Source organism: Phaeobacter sp. JH20_34 (assembly GCF_048056095.1).
GTDB lineage: Bacteria > Pseudomonadota > Alphaproteobacteria > Rhodobacterales > Rhodobacteraceae > Phaeobacter > Phaeobacter bryozoorum.
The window spans coordinates 307,062-326,261 of sequence record NZ_JAYMWT010000011.1 but is presented as its reverse complement, the minus strand read 5'-3'; the positions used below and the strand labels follow the sequence as shown (position 1 = coordinate 326,261).

At 57.8% G+C, this 19,200-nt stretch carries 18 protein-coding genes; 6 read left to right on the top strand and 12 right to left on the bottom strand.

The window, feature by feature from the left end; translation table 11 throughout:
- Positions 1-76: 76 nt before the first annotated feature.
- The 5 genes from VWZ81_RS10985 to VWZ81_RS10965 form a co-directional block, all read right to left on the bottom strand.
- The gene (locus VWZ81_RS10985) at positions 77-1,954 is read right to left on the bottom strand and encodes an ABC transporter ATP-binding protein (protein ID WP_416542712.1); all 1,878 of its coding nucleotides are present in this window, start codon (positions 1,952-1,954) and stop codon (positions 77-79) included.
- Positions 1,951-3,789, bottom strand: a complete 1,839-nt coding sequence (locus VWZ81_RS10980; RefSeq protein WP_416542711.1) for an ABC transporter ATP-binding protein — start codon at positions 3,787-3,789, stop codon at positions 1,951-1,953. Before VWZ81_RS10980 ends, VWZ81_RS10985 begins: the two co-directional genes overlap by 4 nt.
- A 224-nt stretch (positions 3,790-4,013) precedes the next feature.
- Positions 4,014-5,165 (bottom strand): CCA tRNA nucleotidyltransferase, encoded by a 1,152-nt coding sequence (locus VWZ81_RS10975; RefSeq protein ID WP_416539875.1) that lies wholly within the window; start codon positions 5,163-5,165, stop codon positions 4,014-4,016.
- On the bottom strand, positions 5,162-5,758 hold the full coding sequence (locus tag VWZ81_RS10970; protein WP_416542710.1) for a CoA pyrophosphatase: 597 nt from the start codon (positions 5,756-5,758) through the stop codon (positions 5,162-5,164). The genes VWZ81_RS10975 and VWZ81_RS10970 overlap by 4 nt, the downstream gene beginning before the upstream one ends.
- Positions 5,751-6,752, bottom strand: coding sequence for an Hsp33 family molecular chaperone HslO (locus tag VWZ81_RS10965; protein ID WP_416542709.1), 1,002 nt, complete (start codon positions 6,750-6,752; stop codon positions 5,751-5,753). The genes VWZ81_RS10970 and VWZ81_RS10965 overlap by 8 nt, the downstream gene beginning before the upstream one ends.
- Before the next feature lie 78 nt (positions 6,753-6,830).
- On the opposite strand from VWZ81_RS10965, the gene VWZ81_RS10960 reads away from it, so the two are divergent.
- Entirely contained in the window at positions 6,831-7,283 is a 453-nt protein-coding gene (locus tag VWZ81_RS10960; RefSeq protein WP_416542708.1) for an NUDIX hydrolase, read from the top strand.
- 42 nt (positions 7,284-7,325) lie between these two features.
- Here VWZ81_RS10960 and VWZ81_RS10955 read toward each other — a convergent pair whose 3' ends face one another.
- Positions 7,326-8,597, bottom strand: coding sequence for a fused response regulator/phosphatase (locus VWZ81_RS10955; RefSeq protein WP_340547138.1), 1,272 nt, complete (start codon positions 8,595-8,597; stop codon positions 7,326-7,328).
- 177 nt (positions 8,598-8,774) lie between these two features.
- On the opposite strand from VWZ81_RS10955, the gene VWZ81_RS10950 reads away from it, so the two are divergent.
- Positions 8,775-9,098, top strand: coding sequence for an Hpt domain-containing protein (locus VWZ81_RS10950; RefSeq protein WP_340547137.1), 324 nt, complete (start codon positions 8,775-8,777; stop codon positions 9,096-9,098).
- 12 nt (positions 9,099-9,110) lie between these two features.
- Here the strand turns inward: VWZ81_RS10950 and ilvA are convergent, their stop codons facing one another.
- Together ilvA and VWZ81_RS10940 are read right to left on the bottom strand one after the other, a co-directional pair.
- Complete coding sequence (ilvA, locus tag VWZ81_RS10945; RefSeq protein WP_340547136.1) at positions 9,111-10,337, bottom strand: threonine ammonia-lyase IlvA; 1,227 nt, start codon at positions 10,335-10,337, stop codon at positions 9,111-9,113.
- 72 nt (positions 10,338-10,409) lie between these two features.
- Positions 10,410-11,159, bottom strand: a complete 750-nt coding sequence (locus tag VWZ81_RS10940) for a hypothetical protein (protein WP_416542707.1) — start codon at positions 11,157-11,159, stop codon at positions 10,410-10,412.
- Positions 11,160-11,293: 134 nt separating this feature from the next.
- On the opposite strand from VWZ81_RS10940, the gene VWZ81_RS10935 reads away from it, so the two are divergent.
- From VWZ81_RS10935 to VWZ81_RS10925, 3 genes are all read left to right on the top strand, one after another.
- Positions 11,294-12,520: an argininosuccinate synthase gene (locus VWZ81_RS10935; protein ID WP_416542706.1), complete on the top strand. Its 1,227-nt coding sequence runs from the start codon at positions 11,294-11,296 to the stop codon at positions 12,518-12,520.
- On the top strand, positions 12,517-12,975 hold the full coding sequence (locus tag VWZ81_RS10930; RefSeq protein ID WP_340547133.1) for a DUF1810 domain-containing protein: 459 nt from the start codon (positions 12,517-12,519) through the stop codon (positions 12,973-12,975). The genes VWZ81_RS10935 and VWZ81_RS10930 overlap by 4 nt, the downstream gene beginning before the upstream one ends.
- Positions 12,976-13,062: 87 nt before the next feature.
- A complete protein-coding gene (locus tag VWZ81_RS10925; RefSeq protein ID WP_416534335.1) occupies positions 13,063-13,347 on the top strand; it encodes an SCP2 sterol-binding domain-containing protein in 285 nt (94 codons plus the stop codon).
- A gap of 98 nt (positions 13,348-13,445) precedes the next feature.
- On the opposite strand, the gene VWZ81_RS10920 is transcribed toward VWZ81_RS10925, so the two are convergent.
- Together VWZ81_RS10920 and VWZ81_RS10915 are read right to left on the bottom strand one after the other, a co-directional pair.
- Positions 13,446-14,159: an HAD family hydrolase gene (locus VWZ81_RS10920; RefSeq protein ID WP_340547131.1), complete on the bottom strand. Its 714-nt coding sequence runs from the start codon at positions 14,157-14,159 to the stop codon at positions 13,446-13,448.
- Positions 14,159-15,067, bottom strand: coding sequence for a D-amino acid aminotransferase (locus tag VWZ81_RS10915; RefSeq protein ID WP_416542705.1), 909 nt, complete (start codon positions 15,065-15,067; stop codon positions 14,159-14,161). The genes VWZ81_RS10920 and VWZ81_RS10915 overlap by 1 nt, the downstream gene beginning before the upstream one ends.
- Before the next feature lie 144 nt (positions 15,068-15,211).
- On the opposite strand from VWZ81_RS10915, the gene msrA reads away from it, so the two are divergent.
- Positions 15,212-15,877 carry a peptide-methionine (S)-S-oxide reductase MsrA gene (gene msrA, locus VWZ81_RS10910; RefSeq protein WP_416542760.1) on the top strand — a complete coding sequence of 222 codons (666 nt, stop codon included), beginning with the start codon at positions 15,212-15,214 and terminating at the stop codon, positions 15,875-15,877.
- Between the two features lie 76 nt (positions 15,878-15,953).
- On the opposite strand, the gene VWZ81_RS10905 is transcribed toward msrA, so the two are convergent.
- Together VWZ81_RS10905 and VWZ81_RS10900 are read right to left on the bottom strand one after the other, a co-directional pair.
- Positions 15,954-16,826: a ribokinase gene (locus tag VWZ81_RS10905; RefSeq protein WP_416542704.1), complete on the bottom strand. Its 873-nt coding sequence runs from the start codon at positions 16,824-16,826 to the stop codon at positions 15,954-15,956.
- 4 nt (positions 16,827-16,830) lie between these two features.
- On the bottom strand, positions 16,831-19,086 hold the full coding sequence (locus VWZ81_RS10900) for an NADP-dependent malic enzyme (RefSeq protein ID WP_340547128.1): 2,256 nt from the start codon (positions 19,084-19,086) through the stop codon (positions 16,831-16,833).
- Positions 19,087-19,200: the final 114 nt, after the last annotated feature.

Below are 19,200 nucleotides of genomic sequence, written 5' to 3'. Positions count from 1 at the left end.
CCCTGCGACTGGCCCGCGCAAAAGAAAAATGCGCAGTCTGCGTGTGAACGACCTTTGTACGGGCGCTCAGCACTTCCTATTCCGCCGCATCCCACGATCGTCGAGTGATCGGATCGACCTCATCATCATCGCCTTCGGTCCGAATGAAGCCGCCGGATTGCCGCGACCAGAACTTCGCGTAAAGACCGCCTTGCTTCAGCAGTGCATCATGGGTGCCCACCTCCGCAATCCGACCTTGATCCATGACGATGATCCGATCCATTTCACTCAGCGTCGACAGGCGGTGTGCGATGGCCAGAACCGTCTTGCCCTGCATGACCCGCTCCAGCGCCGACTGAATCGCCGCCTCCACCTCGGAGTCGAGCGCCGAGGTCGCCTCATCCAGAACCAGAATGGGTGCATCCTTCAGAATGGCTCGGGCCAGCGCGATCCGCTGACGCTGGCCGCCGGACAGTTTCACACCCCGTTCGCCGAGATGGGCATCAAAGCCGCTGCGGCCCTGTGCATCCTCCAGGTCAAGAATGAATTCATGAGCCTCCGCCTTTTTAGCGGCGGCAATAAGCTCCAGTTCGCTGGCGTCCGGCCGACCGTAAAGGATATTGTCGCGCGCCGAGCGATTGAACATTGCGGTTTCCTGCGTGACCATGCCGATCTGGCTGCGCAGCGAGTTCTGCGTCACCTCTGAAACGTTTGTCCCATCGATCAGGATTTGGCCGTTTTCCCCGTCGTAGAGGCGCAACAGAAGCGACACGAGCGTGGATTTCCCCGCGCCGGAAGCCCCGACAATCCCCAGTTTTTCACCCGGTTCAATTGTCAGGGAAACATCCTGAATACCGCCGACATCGCGCCCATAGGCAAAGCCGACATTTCGGAATTCAATGCGTCCACCTTTGGTCCGCAGCGTCTTGGCGGTGTCTTGATCCTCAACCCGGTCAGGACGCGTTAGCGTCTTCATGCCGTTTTCGATTTCGCCAATGTTGGAGTAGATCGCCATCAGAGTAAAGCTGACCCAACCCGTCATCTGCGCGATCCTCACCGACACCGCGCCCGCCGCAACGATATCACCTTCGGTCGCCATCCCGTCCCGCCACAACACAAGCGTAGCACCAATCAGCAGGACAGGCAGCACTCCTGCCAGAGTCATCAGACAGAACCGGAAGGTCGCCGACAGATAGCCGAAATGAAGCGCCTTGTTACGGAAATCGGCCATCGAATCCTGTGCCGTCCGTTCTTCAAAATCGGCATGGGCGAACAGCTTCACCGTCTTGATGTTGGTGATCGTATCGACCACCTGCCCGGTAACCATAGCCCGCGCGCCAGCCCGGGCCGCAGACCGCTTTCTGATGCGCGGCAGAAACCAACGGATTGTGGCAAAATACCCGACCAGCCAAACCACGAACAATCCAGTGATCCGCCAGTCAATCGCCCCTAGCAATGCCAGCGCGCCAAGCAGTGATGCCAGCGCGAAGGCGACGACATTGATCACCTCAACCGCGACCGACGTCACCGCATTGGCAGTCTGCATCTGCTTCTGTGCGATGCGACCTGCAAAATCATCATCGAAGAAACGCACCGATTGCCCCATTGTCCAACGATTGAGACGGGACAGCACCAGCGGATTGACGTTCGGCTGCACAATAATTGCGTTGGACGCCGCAGAGAGGCCAAAAAGGATCGGCCGCAACAACAGGAAGAAACCCAACGCACCGGCAAGTATCACCAGATTACCTGCCGAGAAGAACCGGTCCGGCCCGCTGGCTATCGCCGTATCTATCACCAGACCCAGAATATAAGCCGTGACCGCCTCCATTCCCCCGGCGAGCGCCGAAAAGACCGCAGCCACCGTGAGCATTGGCCAGGCGCCGGACAGACACCATCGCAAAAAGCGCCCCAACTGATCTGGTGGGGCGCCGTCGGCCGGTTGAAATGCGTCGATCAGATTGCCCAGTTTCATTCTGCTGCCTCAATGTTCAGGAAGCCGCCGGATTGCCGCGCCCAGAACTGGGCATATAGGCCCTCTGACCGCAAAAGCACGTCATGGGCGCCCTCCTCGACAATACGACCGTCATCCAGAACCAGAATACGGTCCATCTGGGCGATGGTGGACAGACGGTGGGCAATCGCTATCACCGTCTTGCCTTGCATCATCCCGTATAGCGTTTGCTGGATTTCGGCCTCAACCTCTGAGTCCAGCGCCGATGTCGCCTCATCCAGAATCAAGATAGGTGCATCCTTCAGGATTACCCGAGCCAGTGTCACTCGCTGACGTTGCCCGCCTGAGAGCTTCACGCCCCGTTCACCGACATGCGCATCGTAGCCCCTGCGGCCTTCGGGATCCTCTAGGTCAAGGATGAACTCATGCGCCCGCGCTTGCTTTGCGGCCTCGATCATCTCGGCCTCGCTGGCGTCAGGCCGACCATAGAGCAGGTTGTCTCGCACCGATCGGTGCAATAGGGCACTGTCCTGCTGCACCATCCCAATCTGGGCGCGCAGACTGTCCTGTGTGACGGTACGGATATCTTGCCCGTCGATCAGGATCTGCCCGCCCTCGGGATCGTAGAACCGCAACAGCAGTTTCACCAAGGTCGATTTCCCGGCACCAGACCGCCCGATCAGGCCGATTTTCTCTCCCGGACGAATGGTCAGACTGACCTGATCCAGACCGCCAGAGCCGCGCCCGTAATGATGGGACAGCTGCCGGAGCTCCATCTCCCCATCGCGTAAATCAAGCGGCTTGGCATCAGCTGCATCCACCAGATCAATCGGCTGGGCAATGGTTTCCATCCCCTCGGCCACGACACCAAGCTGCCGGAAAAACGTGGTCAGCGCCCACATGATCCACCCGGTCATAGCATTGAGACGCAGGGTCAGCGCCGTAGCAGAGGCAACAACCCCGACCGAAGCCTGCCCCTGCATCCACAGCAGGATCGCCCAACCGACCACCCCAACGATCAGCAGGCCATTCAGCGTCACCAATGCGGCATCCATGATTGTATAGAGCCGCATCTCCGCCTGGAACGTCTTGCGCGTACGCTCAATCGCCTCTTTGGCATAGGTCAGTTCGGTATCGTGATGGGCGAACATCTTGACCGAATGAATGTTGGAATAGCTGTCAACAACCCGACCGGTCACCGTGGATCGGGCGTCGGAGGCGGCCTGGCTGGCTGGCCCGACGCGGCGCACTGTCCAGCGGATCAGCATCGCATAAAGCGCAAACCATACCAGCAGGGGCATCATCAGCCGCATGTCCGCCAACCACAGCAACAGAGCCGCGCCAGCCAGATAGGCCAATGCGAATGTGATCGCATCAAAGACCTGAAACACCACCTCACCAGCGGCAGGCGGTGTCTGCATTATCCGGTTTGCGATCCGCCCGGCAAAATCATTCTCAAACCAGCCAACCGATTGCCGCAATACATGCTTATGTGAACGCCAGCGGATCAAAGTCCCGAAGTTTGGAAGGATAGCGTTATTCAGCAACAGCACATCCAGTAGCTGCAGCAGCGGCCGAATGGTCAGGATAAATACAGCCAGCAGGATCAACTCTGTCCCGTGAGCCTGCCAGACATCGGCCGGTTCACCGGACAACAGGTCCACAACCCGTCCCATGTAATGGATCAGACCGATTTCAACGGCTGCGACGATGACCGACATAAACGCGGTGGCCGCAAAGACCTTTTTGAAGGGCTGCGAATAATCTTTCAGGAACGGCCACAGTCGCCGTGGCGGAGTGTCGGTTTCCGGGTAATCACAATAGGGGTCGATAAGGTTTTCGAAGAAACGAAACATGCGGGTGCTCCAATAATTGAGCATATGGAATAGTCATGCGAACAAAGGCCATCGCCGTGGCCCCTCCGACAGACGTCGGACAGGTCAGGCGTTAATTGCGCCAGATCCCGTGATACATGCGTATTCCTCCCGTCATAAGATGGTCCCATATGGGTAGGAAAAAAATTCCACTCTGTCACCCCTTTTGACGCGGTGGGCGACGCACGACAATCAGCACGTGCGCTTCAGGCCAGTCCCAGCAGCTCTTTCCGCGTCAGGGCAAACCCGGATCTGATCCATTTATCACGCAAGGAGTTGAGCTCCGCGCCAAGAGCAGGCCCCTGGAGTTCAGGCATCAGATCCTGCGCCGACACGGGGAATACGGCGGACGCGCCAAGATTGATTTCAGTCTCTAAATCAGGCGAAATCGGCATCTCAAGCAGGGCAGATCGCAACAGGATCACGCTGCGGGCGATGGCCGCCCCATGATAATAGGCAAGGGCAGCCGGACTTTGGGTTCCTTCAACTTCTTTGCGAAGCAAGCGTATCTCGGCGGCCTGAGATTTGCTCAACCTCAGAACCTCGCCCGGAGCGCTACCGCCGAGCGCTGCAAGACGGCGAATGGGATCGGGGGCGGACCCCTCTTCCAGATGGATCAACGGTGCCAGGGCGCGATCATCGCTGCCCGGCAGAATCAATGCGAGCAATCCGATTTGCCGCATAATCGCAATCGCCGGCGCCGGATCGGGGGCTGCAAGAAGCTTCAGGATCTCACTTCCGACACGCTCACGCGATAGGGTTGCGATGCCATTCAGGTTGCTCGCGATCGCCGACAGGGCGTCCGGATCAAACCCAGCATCCAAATCTCCGTACCAGGCGTGGAATCTGAAATACCGAAGCGAGCGCAGATAGTCCTCGCGAATGCGGTGTTCGGCAATGCCGATGAACCGAACAATCCCCGCGCGCAGATCCGGAAGACCGTTCAGGGGATCAACCAGTTCCCCATCCGGGCGAGCGTAAAGCGCATTCATGGTAAAGTCGCGTCGCGCCGCATCCTCCTCGATACGATCCGCAAATGCGACGACAGCGCGACGACCGTCGGTAGCAACGTCACGACGAAAGGTGGTGATCTCATAGGGCGTACCGCGATGCACCAGTGTTACAGTGCCGTGATCGATACCTGTTGGTATGGCTTTGATGCCGGCCTTGTCGGCCAGTTCGATAACCTGTTGCGGCAGCGCGTTAGTGGACAGGTCGAGATCTGAAACCGGCGCGCCCAATAGCGCATTTCGCACACATCCGCCGACGAAATAGACCTCCGCACCGCCCTCGGTCAGCACCTCGCAGACGCGCTGGACAGCCGGATCATCAAGCCAGGGCGCGGTCAGATATCTCATGACTGCATCCGGTCGGCGAGGCCGCGCAGCATTCGCGCGGTTGCGCCCCAAATGTAATAGGGACCGTATGGAACAGCGAAGTAGTTCCGCCGCACCCCACGCCAGCGACGCGACTGGATCTGATAGCGAGACGGATCGCAGAGATGTGAGAGTGGGACACTGAAAACCTCGGCAACCTCGCCAGCTTCGGCCTTGATATCAAAGGTCTGATCAATCAGGGCCACCACCGGCGTCACCATGAACCCGGTGACAGTTTCATGCGCAGGTAGCTGACCGACAATCTGCGGAAGATCACTCGGCAGCCCGATCTCTTCCCATGCTTCACGCAGGGCGGCATCGGTCACGCTTGCATCACTTGCGTCCTGCTTCCCACCGGCAAAAGCGATCTGGCCGGGATGATGTTTCAACGCCGATGAGCGTTTTGTCAGGATGACCTGCGGCACGCCCTCAGCGATGCTGATCGCCACCAGAACGCCTGCCGGTCGCAATTTACGATCAACAGGCAGAACGACGTCCGGGTTCAGATCAAAATCGGATGACCCTCCCCCCTCAGCGCCCAGCGCAGCGGTCAGCTTTTCTCGCAGATCAGGCACTATCGCCCTCTGCCTCATCCGTTTTATCGGCCTCAAACCCCAGCGTCGCCGGATCAAGATCATAATGGGCGCCACAGAACTGGCAATCGGCTGTCACGCGGCCTTGGTCAGTGGTCATCGTTGCGATGTCCTTGGCGGAGTAGATCGACAGGCTTGCGCGTACCCGCTCGGTGGAACATGTACATCCGAATTTGACTTGTTGGGCATCGAAAACCCGCGGTTGTTCCTCGTGAAACAATCGCAGGAGCAGATCTGTCGGCGTTACCGATGGGCCGATCAGCTCCATGTCTTCGACGGTCGCAAGCAGGTGCATCACACGGTTCCAGTTCTCGCCCTCTTCGCCGTTCACCAGATCTTCAGCCACCAGCGTATCGCCAGAGCCGGTACCATCGGCAACAAACGGAGACGCCTTTGGCATCTGCTGCAGCATAATCCCCCCGGCCCGCCAGTGCTCCGGCACACCCGGCTCGGCGGAACGGCCAAAGCTGAGCGAGAACCGCGTTGGCAGCTGCTCGGACTGGGCGAAATAGGCTTCGGCACAGGCGGCCAGCGACCCGCCCGCCAGAGGGGTGATCCCCTGATAGGGTTTCATCCCTTCACCCTGATCGACAAGAATCGCAAAATACCCTTCACCCACCTGATCAAAGGGGGCGCCATCCGTCAGCCGTGTTTCATCATAGCTGGCATAGGCGCGGATCCGGGCCGGCTCGCCTTCTGCCTGGGGGGCATAGTAGTCGGTCGCGATCATCCTCACCGCACCTTTGGACTGCACCTGCAAGGACAGTTTCCATTGCAATTTGACTGTCTGACCAATCAAAGCCGTCAGCAATGCCATCTCGGCCACCAGCGCCTCGACGACAGGTGGGTAATTATGCTGCTTCAGAATACCATCCAACACACCGTCCAGCCGCGCAACGCGGCCGCGCATGTCCGATACGTCAAGCTGGAAGGGCAGGACGGTATCGTCCCACGCGATTTTCGATACAAGTGTCATGGGGTTTCCTTACGCGCCGTGGATTGGCATATCGGGCCTATATAGGGTTTACACCATCAGAGTGAAGAGGTCAGCGCCGTGATCAGACGTTTTGGCGATACGCCGGATAAATCGAAAAGATACCGGCGCAGGCCCGGCGTCTACGCTCTCTTGCCGCGAAATGGCAAGCTTCTGGTGACCTGTCAGCCGGATCCAAGCCCGGATATTCAGCTGCCCGGAGGCGGCATAGATCCGGGCGAATCACCTATTCCTGCATTGCACCGCGAGGTGATGGAGGAGACCGGCTGGACCATTTCCTCCCCCCGCAAGCTGGGGGCATTCCGCCGGTTTGCCTATATGCCGGAGTATGATCTATGGGCTGAGAAACTCTGCCATATCTATATTGCGCGCCCGGCCCGGCAGATCTCAGACCCGAGCGAACCACTGCATGAAGCGCTCTGGATGCGAGCGGATGTCGCGCAGGAGATGCTCGGCAATGCCGGTGATCGCCACTTTGCCGGATATATCGCGCGATGGATGGGACAAAGCTAGAAATCGGCCGAAGATTGGCGAGCGACCCGGTGAAGGCTCAGCTTACGGGCCTTCATATTCGAATAGGGTGGCGGATACATCATCCTCCAAACCGTATTGCGACGACATCACCTGTGTCAGGTTCCAGTAGAGATCGTCGAGGAATTCCTGGCCGGTCTGATCCGAGTTGCACTTGCCGATCAGATCCACCAATCCCTCGGCCTCGAGCATCTCGCCATTCTCCAAACGCGCCTCAGTAAAACCGTCCGAATACAGCAGCAGCCTGTCGCCCTTCTCCATCACCACATCTTCTTGGGAATAGGTGATATCTGGCACCAGCCCCACAGGAACGCCGCCCTTCCCGATGAACTCTGTGCTGCCATCCTTGCGGATCAGCAATGGGTGCGGATGGCCGGCCTGCACCATCTTCAACACGCCGCTGCGCAGATCGACGATGCAATAGGCCATAGTAAAATACTCTTCGATCCCGGTGTCGGCGATCAGCCGGGCATTCAGCAGGCTTGCAACTTCTTCAGGTTGGCGAAGAGCGTAGAAGCGGTTGAATCGCTTCTCCATGCCGACGTTCTGATCGAAATAGGTCGACGACAAATAGCCGCCAAGTCGCGCCGTCATCATTGCGGACGTAATGCCATGACCGGAGACATCGACCGAGTAAAAGCCAATCCGGTTCACCCCGGGTGAAAACATGCCAACCAGATCACCACCGATATGACCGCAGGGTTTCAAGAGCAGGCTGACAGTGGATGACCCGAATTTTCGCGACAGTTCTGGAACCAGCGATTCCTGAATTTTGCGCGCCTGAATCAGATCCTTGTCGATAGCATCATAGACCCGCTGCAATTCATCCAGCGTATCCGAGACGATCCGGTTCTTCTCTGAGAGTTCTCGCTGCATCCGCAGGATACGCTCACCCGCAGAGATTCTGGCGCGCAGCTCGTCCGAACTGACAGGTTTGGTCAGAAAATCATCCGCGCCGGCATCCAGCCCCTGCGCCACCTCGTTCTTTTCACTCTTGGAGGTCAGCAGGATGAAATAGCTGTAGTTATCCTGCGATTTGGCCCGGAACGCCCGGCAGAACTCCAGCCCATTCATTCCCGGCATCATCCAGTCGCTGAGGATCAGATCTGGCGGATCGCTCTCGCAGATCTCCATCGCGACCTCGCCGCTTTCAGCTTCGACGACGTCGAATCCCCATTTCTTCAGTGATGCCACCAGGATTCGTCGCTGCAGACGGCTGTCATCGACCACCAGGACACGGCGGATCGAATTGGTCGTAACCTCTTGGTTTATTTCGATCGAACTGTCTGGCAACACCGAGTGAACCCCACAAAAAACGGCGCAAGATACCTTAAACGCAAGTCACTATCGCGCTCTTCGCTTAACAGGAAGTGAAGTTTGCGAAATATGGATCTAGCCTCGCGTTAAACGGTGATTTACGAGTTTATAAGTAAAGCAATCGTAAAATGCGATATCAAAACAAGGATTGCAAAGATGATTGATTGGTCACGCGCGAAGGAGCTGCACGAGGAAGTCGGCGCTGAGGACTTCTCTGAAGTTGTCGAGATCTTCCTCGAAGAGGTCGAAGGCGTCATCGAAAAGCTGAGATCCCCGGATCTGACCACCTTGGAACAGGACCTGCACTTCCTGAAAGGCAGCGCCCTTAATTTGGGCTTCTCTCAATTCTCCCGCCTCTGTCAGGAAGGCGAGCGCCGTTCGGCACAGGGCGAGGCAAAGGATGTGGACACAGCCACGATCATCGCCAGCTATGAGGCATCAAAAGAAGAGTTCCTGCGCGACATGAGCAGCAAGCTCTGAGCCAGCACCTCCTCAGATCACGAATTGCGCCAGGGTTTCATCGCTGGTGATGTCGGTATAGGCAAAGCCGGCAGCATCCAACCGGACGTAGAGATCAGCGAAATTCTCAGGTCGCTTGGTTTCTATACCAATCAAAACCGAACCGAAGTTGCGCGCTGATTTCTTCATATATTCGAACCGGGCGATATCATCCTCTGGCCCCAGAATACCCAGGAACTCCTTCAGTGCCCCGGGTCGCTGCGGCAAGCGCAGAAGGAAATACTTTTTCAACCCCATATAGCGCTGTGCTCGTTCCTTCACTTCTGGCAACCGCTCGAAGTCAAAGTTGCCGCCCGACGTGAGACAGACCACCGTCTTGCCACGGATCCAGGAGCGTACATCGCGCAAGGCCTCGATCGCCAGCGCCCCAGCCGGTTCCAGAACCACACCTTCGACGTTCAACATCTCAAGGATGGTCGTGCAGATCCGATCTTCGGCAATCGACAGGACGTCCGGCAGGGGCACATGTTTCAGCACCTCGAACGGCCGCTCACCGATGCGGCCAACTGCGGCGCCATCGACGAATGTGTCGACATGGTCCAGTGCTACGGGGTGTCCAGCAGTTAGCGCCGCCCTCAGACATGCGCCGCCAGAGGGTTCTGCAAAAAGACAATGCACCTTGTCGCCGAACCAGCGGGCCACGCCCGACGACATGCCACCACCGCCCACCGGCAGGATCACATGATCGGGAACGGCGCCCAGCTGAGCCTCGATTTCGACCGCGATGGAGCTCTGGCCTTCGATGACATCATCATCATCAAATGGTGACAGAAAATGCCCGCCTTCCGTTGCACACCAAGTCTGAGCTGCCGACAGTGTGTCGTCAAAATAGTCGCCAACCAGATGGATTTCGACGTTGTCGCCGCCAAACATGCGGGTCTTCTGGATCTTCTGCTGAGGGGTGGTCACCGGCATAAAGATCACCCCGCGCTTGTCCAGCTCGCGGCACATAAAGGCAACGCCCTGCGCATGATTTCCAGCTGACGCACAGACAAACAGCGACTGGTCCAGCTGCTTACGCATTGCATTAAACGCACCGCGGATCTTGTAGGACCGCACCGGGCTCAGATCTTCTCGTTTCAGGTAGATATCCGCATCGAACCGTTCCGACAGCAGCGTGCTGCGCTGCAGCGGCGTGGCAGGGAAAATCGCGCGCATGGCCTGTTCGGCGGCCCGGGCCTGGGTCTGAAAATCACTCATGCCACTTGAGTGACCCAACCCCGCCCCCAAGACAAGGGGGCAGGATCAAAGCATACTGAAGAATACCGCAGATCAGATCGCACGTTTCTCGACGTAGTAGCCGTAAAGCGTCGTGAGAGCACTGATATTCAAGATCGCAAGCACGACAGAGAACGCTATCTCAAGAACCATCGCGATCAGTACAGCATCGGCCACAAGGAACAGGATCAGTTCAGCCACGAGCTGCAGACCAAAAAGACAGAGGCCAAGAACAAACAACGTACCAAATGCACCGGTGGTCAGTGCCAATGACTCGCTCACACCAATAGGCTTACCAAGCGCCGCCGCCGGCAGGACCAATGCAAACCTGAACATGAATATCGCAATCAGCGCGCCAGCGGCCAATAACAGGTATAGGCCAAGCATCCCGAGACTCTGGATCAAGGCCGGCCCAATTAATGCCAGGACAGAGAAGAACAGCATTCCGATAAAAAACAGCTTGATCAGACCCAAGATATAGTTGCCCATCTCCGCCTTATGCAAAGCTGGAAGCCAGCCGCGAGGATGCTCTTCCAGCAGAATGTAGCGATGCCAGGCCACCACGGTCCACGTGCCAATCAAGCCAATCACAAGCCATAGTCCAACGATGCGCCAGAGAACTGAAAGGAACATGTTGCGGTCAAACCCGCGCGCCTGAAGCCCAATATCGCCTAGCAAGCCACCGATGGCCAAATAGGCAATCCCCATGGCAATCAGCGAGGGAACAAGGAAGATCCGCATCAGCTGCGGGACGTTCCGCTGCACCATGCTTACCGAGTGTAGAAATAGCGTCCAGCCAATCATTTATTCAAACTCCAATACTGCTCAATCGTTGCACGCGACTACTATGCGGACACTCCGGTTCCGATATGGGGAAAACCTTGCTCTTCTGTCAAAAACCGGATAGGCCGCTGGCGTTCTGATCAAGAGGAAATCCCATGTCCGCGCCCAAGAAAGTTGTCCTCGCCTACTCCGGCGGCCTTGATACGTCAATCATTCTGAAATGGCTGCAGACCGAATACGGTTGTGAGGTTGTGACCTTCACCGCCGATCTCGGCCAGGGTGAGGAACTGGAACCTGCCCGCCAGAAGGCAGAGCTGCTGGGCATCAAACCAGAGAACATCTACATCGAAGACGTACGGGAAGAATTCGTGCGGGACTTCGTCTTCCCGATGTTCCGCGCCAATGCCGTCTATGAAGGCCTCTACCTGCTGGGCACCTCCATCGCGCGTCCGCTGATCTCCAAGCGTCTGGTCGAGATTGCCGAGGCAACCGGCGCCGATGCGGTTGCTCATGGCGCCACCGGCAAGGGCAACGATCAGGTCCGGTTCGAACTGGCGGCCTATGCGCTGAACCCCGATATCAAGGTGATCGCCCCCTGGCGCGAATGGGATCTGACCTCGCGCACCCGTCTGCTAGAATTCGCAGAGGCGCACCAGATCCCTGTGGCCAAGGACAAACGTGGCGAAGCCCCCTTCTCCGTGGATGCGAACCTTCTGCACACCTCCTCCGAAGGCAAGGTGCTGGAAGACCCCGCCGTTGCAGCGCCTGACTATGTCTATCAGCGCACCGTCCACCCGGAGGATGCTCCGAATGAAGCTGAATTCATCGAGATCGGCTTTGAAAAAGGTGACGCCGTCAGCATCAACGGCGAGGCAATGTCACCCGCGACCATTCTCACCAAACTGAACGAATACGGCGGCAAGCACGGCATCGGTCGTCTCGATCTGGTCGAAGGCCGGTTTGTTGGCATGAAATCCCGCGGCATCTATGAGACACCGGGTGGCACCATCCTCCTCGAAGCCCACCGCGGCATTGAATCCATCACGATGGACCGGGGCGCAATGCACCTGAAAGACCAGCTGATGCCGCAATATGCCGAGCTGATCTATAATGGTTTCTGGTACTCGCCCGAGCGCGAAATGCTGCAAGCCGCCATCGACCGCAGCCAGGAACATGTCACCGGCACCGTACGTGTTAAACTGTACAAAGGTTCCGTATCCACCGTAGGCCGCTGGTCAGATCACTCGCTCTACTCCGAAGCACATGTCACCTTCGAGGAAGACGCAGGTGCCTATGATCAGAAGGACGCAGCGGGCTTCATCCAGCTCAACGCGCTGCGGCTGAAACTTCTCGCCTCTCGCGAGCGCCGGTTGAAGAAATGAGCGACCGCGTCGATATCGAAGATGATATAGACGACGATCTGACCGAAGAGATGGAGATGTTCGTCGAGGCGCAGGACACCGTTTGGAACGATGTCCGCGCCGAACTCTCCGCCGGTAAAAAGACGAGCCACTGGATGTGGTTCGTCTTTCCCCAGCTTGCTGACCTTGGCCAGTCCCATATGGCGCAACTCTACGGGATCGAGGATCTGACGGAGGCCACCGCGTATCTGGCCCATCCGGTCCTGAACGCACGGTTGACCGAGGCGAGCGAGCTGCTGCTCACCCACAAAGACCGCAGCGCCGCGTCCATCCTCGGCGAAACTGACGCCAGGAAACTCTGCTCATCAATGACGCTCTTTGCTGCCGTTCCTGGCGCACCAGATGTGTTTTCACAAGTATTAGAGACGTTTTTCGACGGAACCCCCTGCCCGGTCACCCGTAGCAGCCTGTCTTGAAAGCTGACGTAACCTCCCCTTTGGTCACCCTTGCCTGCTGACAGACGGATGCCTAACCCTTGGCGCAAAGATACCGAGGGGGAGACGATGGCACTTCAACCGCTGGCGGATGGTATCCGCGCCGGGCTGACCGGGAAAAACTTTGACGGTTCGTTGAAATTCGATTGCGGCGACGATGGCGTCATCGTTCTCGCAGATGGCGATGCCACGACAGAAAACCGTGACACCGACTGCACCATCCGCATCAGTACCGAAAACCTGAAGAAGCTGCTCACCGGAAAACTGAACCCGATGACCGGCGTGATGATGGGCAAACTGAAAATTTCAGGTGATATGGGGGTGGCAATGAAACTGGGCAAGCTGATCGGCTGATCACGACGCAGCCCTGCGGCCTGTCATCTTTCCAAAAAATACTCCGGGGGTGAAGCGCCGCAGGCGCGAGGGGGCAGCGCCCCCCTGGTTCCCTTCCGTCAGATCTTTGTCGTTTGCAGCTGCTCGTAATAGGGCAATGCCGCTTGCAGAACCGGTTGCAGTTCATCCGGAACCTCGGGCAACGGTCCTTCTGGTCCTGCGAATTTCGTCGACTGCCAGACAGATCCATACCAATGTGCTGCCCAGATGCCGTCATCCTTGTGTCCGCCCATGGGCCATGACAGCATCTTCGGGGAAAACGGCATCTCGATCCTGTCACAGAGCCGTTCCAGCATCTGCGCGGGATCTCTGCGAATATCGTTGCTGTCCAGAACCACCGGACTCTGACCCCAACTCTGGACCAGATCGAGCAATTCCGCCTGCTGGCGAAACCCTATGTCATCCAACGTCGGATTTTCCCGTTTCTCCGCGTAGGAGGCAATGACCCGCGCCGGATGGCGGATCAGAAACACATTTGTGACCTCACGCATCCAGTCACGGGGTATGCCCTCGATCATATGCTGCGTCATGTGCTTCTGATAGAAAAACGGTTTTGCAGCCGGGACCGGCCCCAGCAACAAATCCACGACCGCCGCCGGCTCCTGTGGCTGGCTCTCCAGGATCTCGGCGCGCATTGGGTGCTCCAGTCCCGTTTTCGCCAGATACGCCGCATAAAAAGGTTCATCCACCACAGCGCAATCGCCGCGATTGCCAAAGGCATACATCATTGCCGTCGACAGATTGCGCGGCCCTGACCACATCGCGATCCGCATCAGGCGCACTCCCGCGCGATGAGATCCTTGTAGAGCGAGCGGATCCGCTCGGTCACAGGCCCCATGGCACCCTCACCGATCTGGCGACCATCGATCTCGCCCACGGGCGTCTGCGCACCAAAGGTTCCGGTCAGGAAAGCCTCATCCGCGCCGTAGGTATCCACCAGTGAATAGTTGCGCTCAAAGACAGGGATGTCGTTGGCGCGGCACAGGTCGATCACTTTCTGTCGGGTGATCCCGTTCATGCAGTAGTCACCGGTCGAGGTCCAAACTTCACCTTTGCGAACGATAAAGAAATTGCAGGCGTTCGTCGTGTTCACAAAGCCGTTCGCGTCCAGCATCAGCCCTTCGTCGGCGCCCGCCTTCTCGGCTGCGATACAGGCCAAGATGCAGTTGAGCTTGGAATGCGAATTCAGCTTCGGATCCTGCGTCATCGGCAGTCCGCGCAGATGTGGCACGGTTGCCAGCCGGATCGGGCGCGGCAGGTGAGGGCGCGAATGCTCCATGATGATGGTGAAGGTCGGTCCCTGCTGCGACAGCGAGGGATGTTGAAAAGGCCGAGTTTTCACGCCGCGTGTCACCATCAGCCGCGCATGGGCATCTGTGGTCATACCATTGGCTTTCTGCGTGTCCAGCACGACCTGTTTGACCTGATCAGGGGACATGCCGATATCCAGATCAATCGCCTTTGCGGCCTCGAACAGGCGGTCCAGATGCTCATCTATGAAGGCCCAGGTCCCATCATAGAGGCGCAGCCCCTCCCAAACGCCGTCACCCAGCATGAAACCGCTGTCATAGACGCTGACCTTAGCGTCAGCTTTCGGAACAATCTCGCCGTTCAGATAGATCAGGATCTCTTCGTTGCGCTGATCTTCTTCCGCTTGGTGCGTACTCATTTTCTTGGTCATCTGCTCCTCCTGCGAGGCGCACGCTAGAAGCATTGGATCCCATTTCCAAGCGGTAACTTCCCGTCACCAAGCTGTGACAAACCATGTCATGTGATTGAGCCCGAAAGAGCCCTGAGCCACAGTAGAGCAACGATGGAGGCCATGATGCGTTCGACCAAATCCCTTAGACCAATCGTACTGACCTTGTTCATGGTGCTGGCCGTGGCCTTGAAAGGTCATCAGGCCCATGCCCAGAACGTCGAAACCCTGACCGTGGCGGGTGGCTGCTTCTGGTGCGTGGAAAGCGATTTTGAAAGCGTTCCAGGGGTTCTCTCGGCAGTATCCGGCTTCACGGGCGGCAGCGTGCCATCACCTACGTACAAACAGGTCACCGCCGGCGGCACCGGTCACTACGAAGCGGTTCAAATCCGGTTTGACCCCAAAAATGTAACGCGCCAGCAGCTGCTGTCCATGTTCCTGAGGTCAGTTGATCCGACAGATGCCGGTGGTCAGTTCTGCGACCGCGGCGACAGCTACAGAACGGCCATATTCGTCTCTGGATCGGATCAGAAATCTGCCGCAGAGGCTGCCAAGGCCAAGGCGCAAGCAGAACTCGGTCACGCCATCGTCACACCGATCCTTCCCACAACGGCATTCTATCCCGCCGATGCCTACCATCAGGATTATTACAAAGGGAACCGGCTGGTGCTCACGCGATTTGGTCCCAAACGTCAATCGGAGGCGTATAAGCGATATCGGCAGGCCTGTGGTCGCGATGCAAGGGTATTGCAGCTATGGGGGGCCGCAGCGCCTTTTGCCAAGCAGCACTAGGTGCGGCACCATGGATAACTGCACGAAAAAGGCGCGGTGGAACCCGCGCCTTTTTCATATTGACTGATTACTGTGGTCAGAAACTTGCGTCTTGCACCTCTTTCAGGTCGGGGATCACATCGGCGGTGCCTTTGCGGGTGACCATCAATGCAGCTGCGCGACTGGCCTGCGCCAAGGCCTGCGCCATCGGCATGCCACGGTCCAATCCCGAGAGCACATACCCCGTGAAAGTATCTCCGGCACCCGTTGTGTCGACCGGAACAACCGAATGCGCTGCAACATCGTGGGTTTCACCACTCTCGCACGCATAATGGCGCGCGCCCTTGGACCCCAGAGTCACGATAACATCTGACACGCCCAGCGCTTCGGGCGTCTTGCCGGTCGCTTCACGCAGCTGTTCAGCTTCGACCTCGTTCAGGAACAGATAGTCGAGATACGGCAGGACCGCCTGGACTGCCTCTGCATCAAAAGGCGCGGCGGCATAGGCAACCTTCAGGCCAAGATCGCGACCCATTCGTGCAGCCTCGGCCTGCATGTTGGTCTCGTTCTGCATCACCAAAATGTCGCCCGCACTCGCCTCTGACAACGCAGAGCCGACCTGATCTTCGCCGATCTGACGGTTGGCCCCGGGAAACAGGATAATCTGGTTCTCGCCCGACGGATCAACCGCGATGATTGCATGACCGGTCGGCACCTCCAGCTGCGCAATATGGCGCGTGTCGACGCCATATTCCAACAACCGCGTGGCGGCCCAGGCCCCGTCCGGTCCGACCGCGCCAAGATGGCAGACATGACTGCCTGCGCGCGCGGCGGCCACAGACATATTTGCTCCCTTTCCGCCCAGGAACTGCTCCAGCCCCTCCGCCGCAAGAGTTTCCCCCGCAGCTGGCATGTGAGGCAGCGCATAGATCATGTCGGCGTTGATTGAGCCCAAATTCCAGATAGCCATGAAATCACCCGATGTTGCAGGCAGCCAGAACCGCCATGTTCAGAATGTCGTTTGCAGTCGACGTGGTGGAGCAGATCTGGATCGGTTTATCAACACCGGACAGGATTGGACCAACAACCGTCGCGCCCCCCATTTCCTGCATCAACTTGACCGAGATCGACGCAGAGTGCCGCGCAGGCACGATCAAGATATTGGCCGGACCAGTGAGACGCTGGAACGGATATGCCTCCTGTGCCTTGGCGTTCAGCGCCACGTCGACCGTCATTTCGCCTTCGTACTCAAAATCAACGCCGCGCTTGTCCAGAACTGCCGGCGCGATGTGCATTTTCTCGGCCCGTTCGGAGACCGGATAGCCAAAGGTCGAGAAGCTCACAAACGCAACCCGTGGCTCCAGGCCCATATGACGGGCCACCCCGGCCGCATGTTCGGCGATATTGGCGAGATCATTCTCATCCGGCCATTCATGCACCAATGTATCACCGATCAGAACGATACGACCCTTGTGCAGCAGTGCGGTCACACCAGCCGATCCATTTGTCGCATCCGCATCAAACACATGGTTGATCTGGTCCAGCACATGCGCCGACTTCCGCGTCGCACCGGTGACCAAGCCGTCACCATGCCCGTGCGCAAGCATCAGGGCCGAGAACACATGGCGATCACGGCCAACCAGCCGGTGAACATCCTTACGGTCAAACCCCTTGCGATTCAGCCGCTCATAAAGAAAGTCCTTATAGGTTTCGAAATGCTGAGTATTGGCCGCGTTCACGATTTCCAACTCACGAACCGCATCCCCCAGCCCGGCTGTTTCCAGCTTGCTACGCACATCATCGGGGCGTCCAACAACCAGCGCCTTACCAAAGCCGGAGCGTTGATACATCACCGCCGCACGCAAGACGCGGGGATCGTCACCTTCGGCAAAGATCATCCGCGATTGCGCTGCGCGTGCACGCGCGTTCAATCCGCGAAGGATCGACTGAGTCGGATCCATCCGACCACGCAGGCCGTGCTCATAGGCATCCATATCTATGATCGGCCGACGCGCGACACCAGTGTCCATACCAGCCTTGGCAACTGCTGGCGGAATGCGATGGATCAAACGCGGATCAAAGGGAGTCGGGATGATGTAGTCACGGCCAAAGGACAGCGATTTCCCATAGGCCAGCGCCACCTCATCCGGCACATCCTCACGCGCAAGACCTGCCAGAGCATGGGCGCAGGCAATTTTCATCTCGTCGTTGATGGCGCGCGCATGAATATCCAGTGCGCCGCGGAACAGATATGGGAACCCCAGCACGTTGTTCACCTGATTGGGGTAGTCTGATCGGCCTGTGGCGACGATAGCATCAACGCGCACTTCATGGGCTTCTTCCGGTGTAATCTCCGGATCCGGGTTTGCCATCGCAAAAATCACCGGATTGTCGGCCATGGATTTTACCATGTCCTGTGTGACCGCCCCTTTGACAGAAACGCCAAGGAACACATCCGCGTCCTTCATGGCCTCTTCCAGGGAGCGCAGTTCCGTCTTGACGGCGTGGGCTGACTTCCACTGGTTCATACCCTCGGTACGCCCCTGATAAATCACGCCCTTGGTATCACAGACGATACAGTTCTCATGCCGCGCGCCCATAGCTTTCAGGAGCTCGATACAGGCAATGCCGGCAGCTCCGGCACCATTGAGGACGATCTTCACATCCTCGATTTTCTTGCCAGAGATATGCAGTGCATTGATCAGGCCGGCCGCGCAGATCACAGCGGTACCGTGCTGATCATCATGGAAGACCGGGATATCCATCTCTTCCTTGAGCTTCTGCTCGATAATGAAACACTCCGGCGCCTTGATATCCTCAAGATTGATCCCGCCAAACGTCGGCCCCATCAGGCGCACCGCCTTGATGAACTCATCCGGATCCTCGGTGTCCAACTCGATGTCGATGGAATTCACATCCGCAAATCGTTTGAACAGGACCGACTTGCCCTCCATTACCGGTTTGGATCCAAGCGCACCCAGATTTCCCAAACCCAGCACCGCGGTCCCGTTGGAGATCACGGCCACAAGGTTGCCCTTGTTCGTATAATCATAAGCCGTCTCCGGGTTCGCGGCGATCGCCTCGCAGGGCACAGCTACACCGGGCGAGTAAGCCAGCGACAAATCGCGCTGCGTGGTCATCGGGACCGTTGCGTTGATCTCCCATTTTCCGGGTGTCGGTTCCAGATGGAAGGCAAGCGCCTCTTCGTTGGTAATCTTGGCTTTGGGCATTGGCTTTGGGTGTCCTCTCACTGTCCCAAGCGTCATAGCTCAGCACGCGCATCATCTCAACGAAGTTGCGTTTTCACCTTTCGTCGCAGTCGCCTGATTTGTAAGGTCGCGCCA

Bases quoted from the DNA above. Each gene is read 5' to 3' on its own strand.
- VWZ81_RS10965 (WP_416542709.1), bottom strand. From the start codon at position 6,752: ATGACACTTGTATCGAAAATCGCGTGGGACGATACCGTCCTGCCCTTC.
- VWZ81_RS10985 (WP_416542712.1), bottom strand. From the start codon at position 1,954: ATGAAACTGGGCAATCTGATCGACGCATTTCAACCGGCCGACGGCGCC.
- VWZ81_RS10930 (WP_340547133.1), top strand. From the start codon at position 12,517: ATGAGCGACCGCGTCGATATCGAAGATGATATAGACGACGATCTGACC.
- msrA (WP_416542760.1), top strand. From the start codon at position 15,212: ATGCGTTCGACCAAATCCCTTAGACCAATCGTACTGACCTTGTTCATG.
- VWZ81_RS10980 (WP_416542711.1), bottom strand. From the start codon at position 3,789: ATGTTTCGTTTCTTCGAAAACCTTATCGACCCCTATTGTGATTACCCG.
- VWZ81_RS10935 (WP_416542706.1), top strand. From the start codon at position 11,294: ATGTCCGCGCCCAAGAAAGTTGTCCTCGCCTACTCCGGCGGCCTTGAT.
- VWZ81_RS10950 (WP_340547137.1), top strand. From the start codon at position 8,775: ATGATTGATTGGTCACGCGCGAAGGAGCTGCACGAGGAAGTCGGCGCT.
- ilvA (WP_340547136.1), bottom strand. From the start codon at position 10,337: ATGAGTGATTTTCAGACCCAGGCCCGGGCCGCCGAACAGGCCATGCGC.
- VWZ81_RS10975 (WP_416539875.1), bottom strand. From the start codon at position 5,165: ATGAGATATCTGACCGCGCCCTGGCTTGATGATCCGGCTGTCCAGCGC.
- VWZ81_RS10940 (WP_416542707.1), bottom strand. From the start codon at position 11,159: ATGATTGGCTGGACGCTATTTCTACACTCGGTAAGCATGGTGCAGCGG.
- VWZ81_RS10900 (WP_340547128.1), bottom strand. From the start codon at position 19,086: ATGCCCAAAGCCAAGATTACCAACGAAGAGGCGCTTGCCTTCCATCTG.
- VWZ81_RS10920 (WP_340547131.1), bottom strand. From the start codon at position 14,159: ATGCGGATCGCGATGTGGTCAGGGCCGCGCAATCTGTCGACGGCAATG.
- VWZ81_RS10905 (WP_416542704.1), bottom strand. From the start codon at position 16,826: ATGGCTATCTGGAATTTGGGCTCAATCAACGCCGACATGATCTATGCG.
- VWZ81_RS10925 (WP_416534335.1), top strand. From the start codon at position 13,063: ATGGCACTTCAACCGCTGGCGGATGGTATCCGCGCCGGGCTGACCGGG.
- VWZ81_RS10915 (WP_416542705.1), bottom strand. From the start codon at position 15,067: ATGACCAAGAAAATGAGTACGCACCAAGCGGAAGAAGATCAGCGCAAC.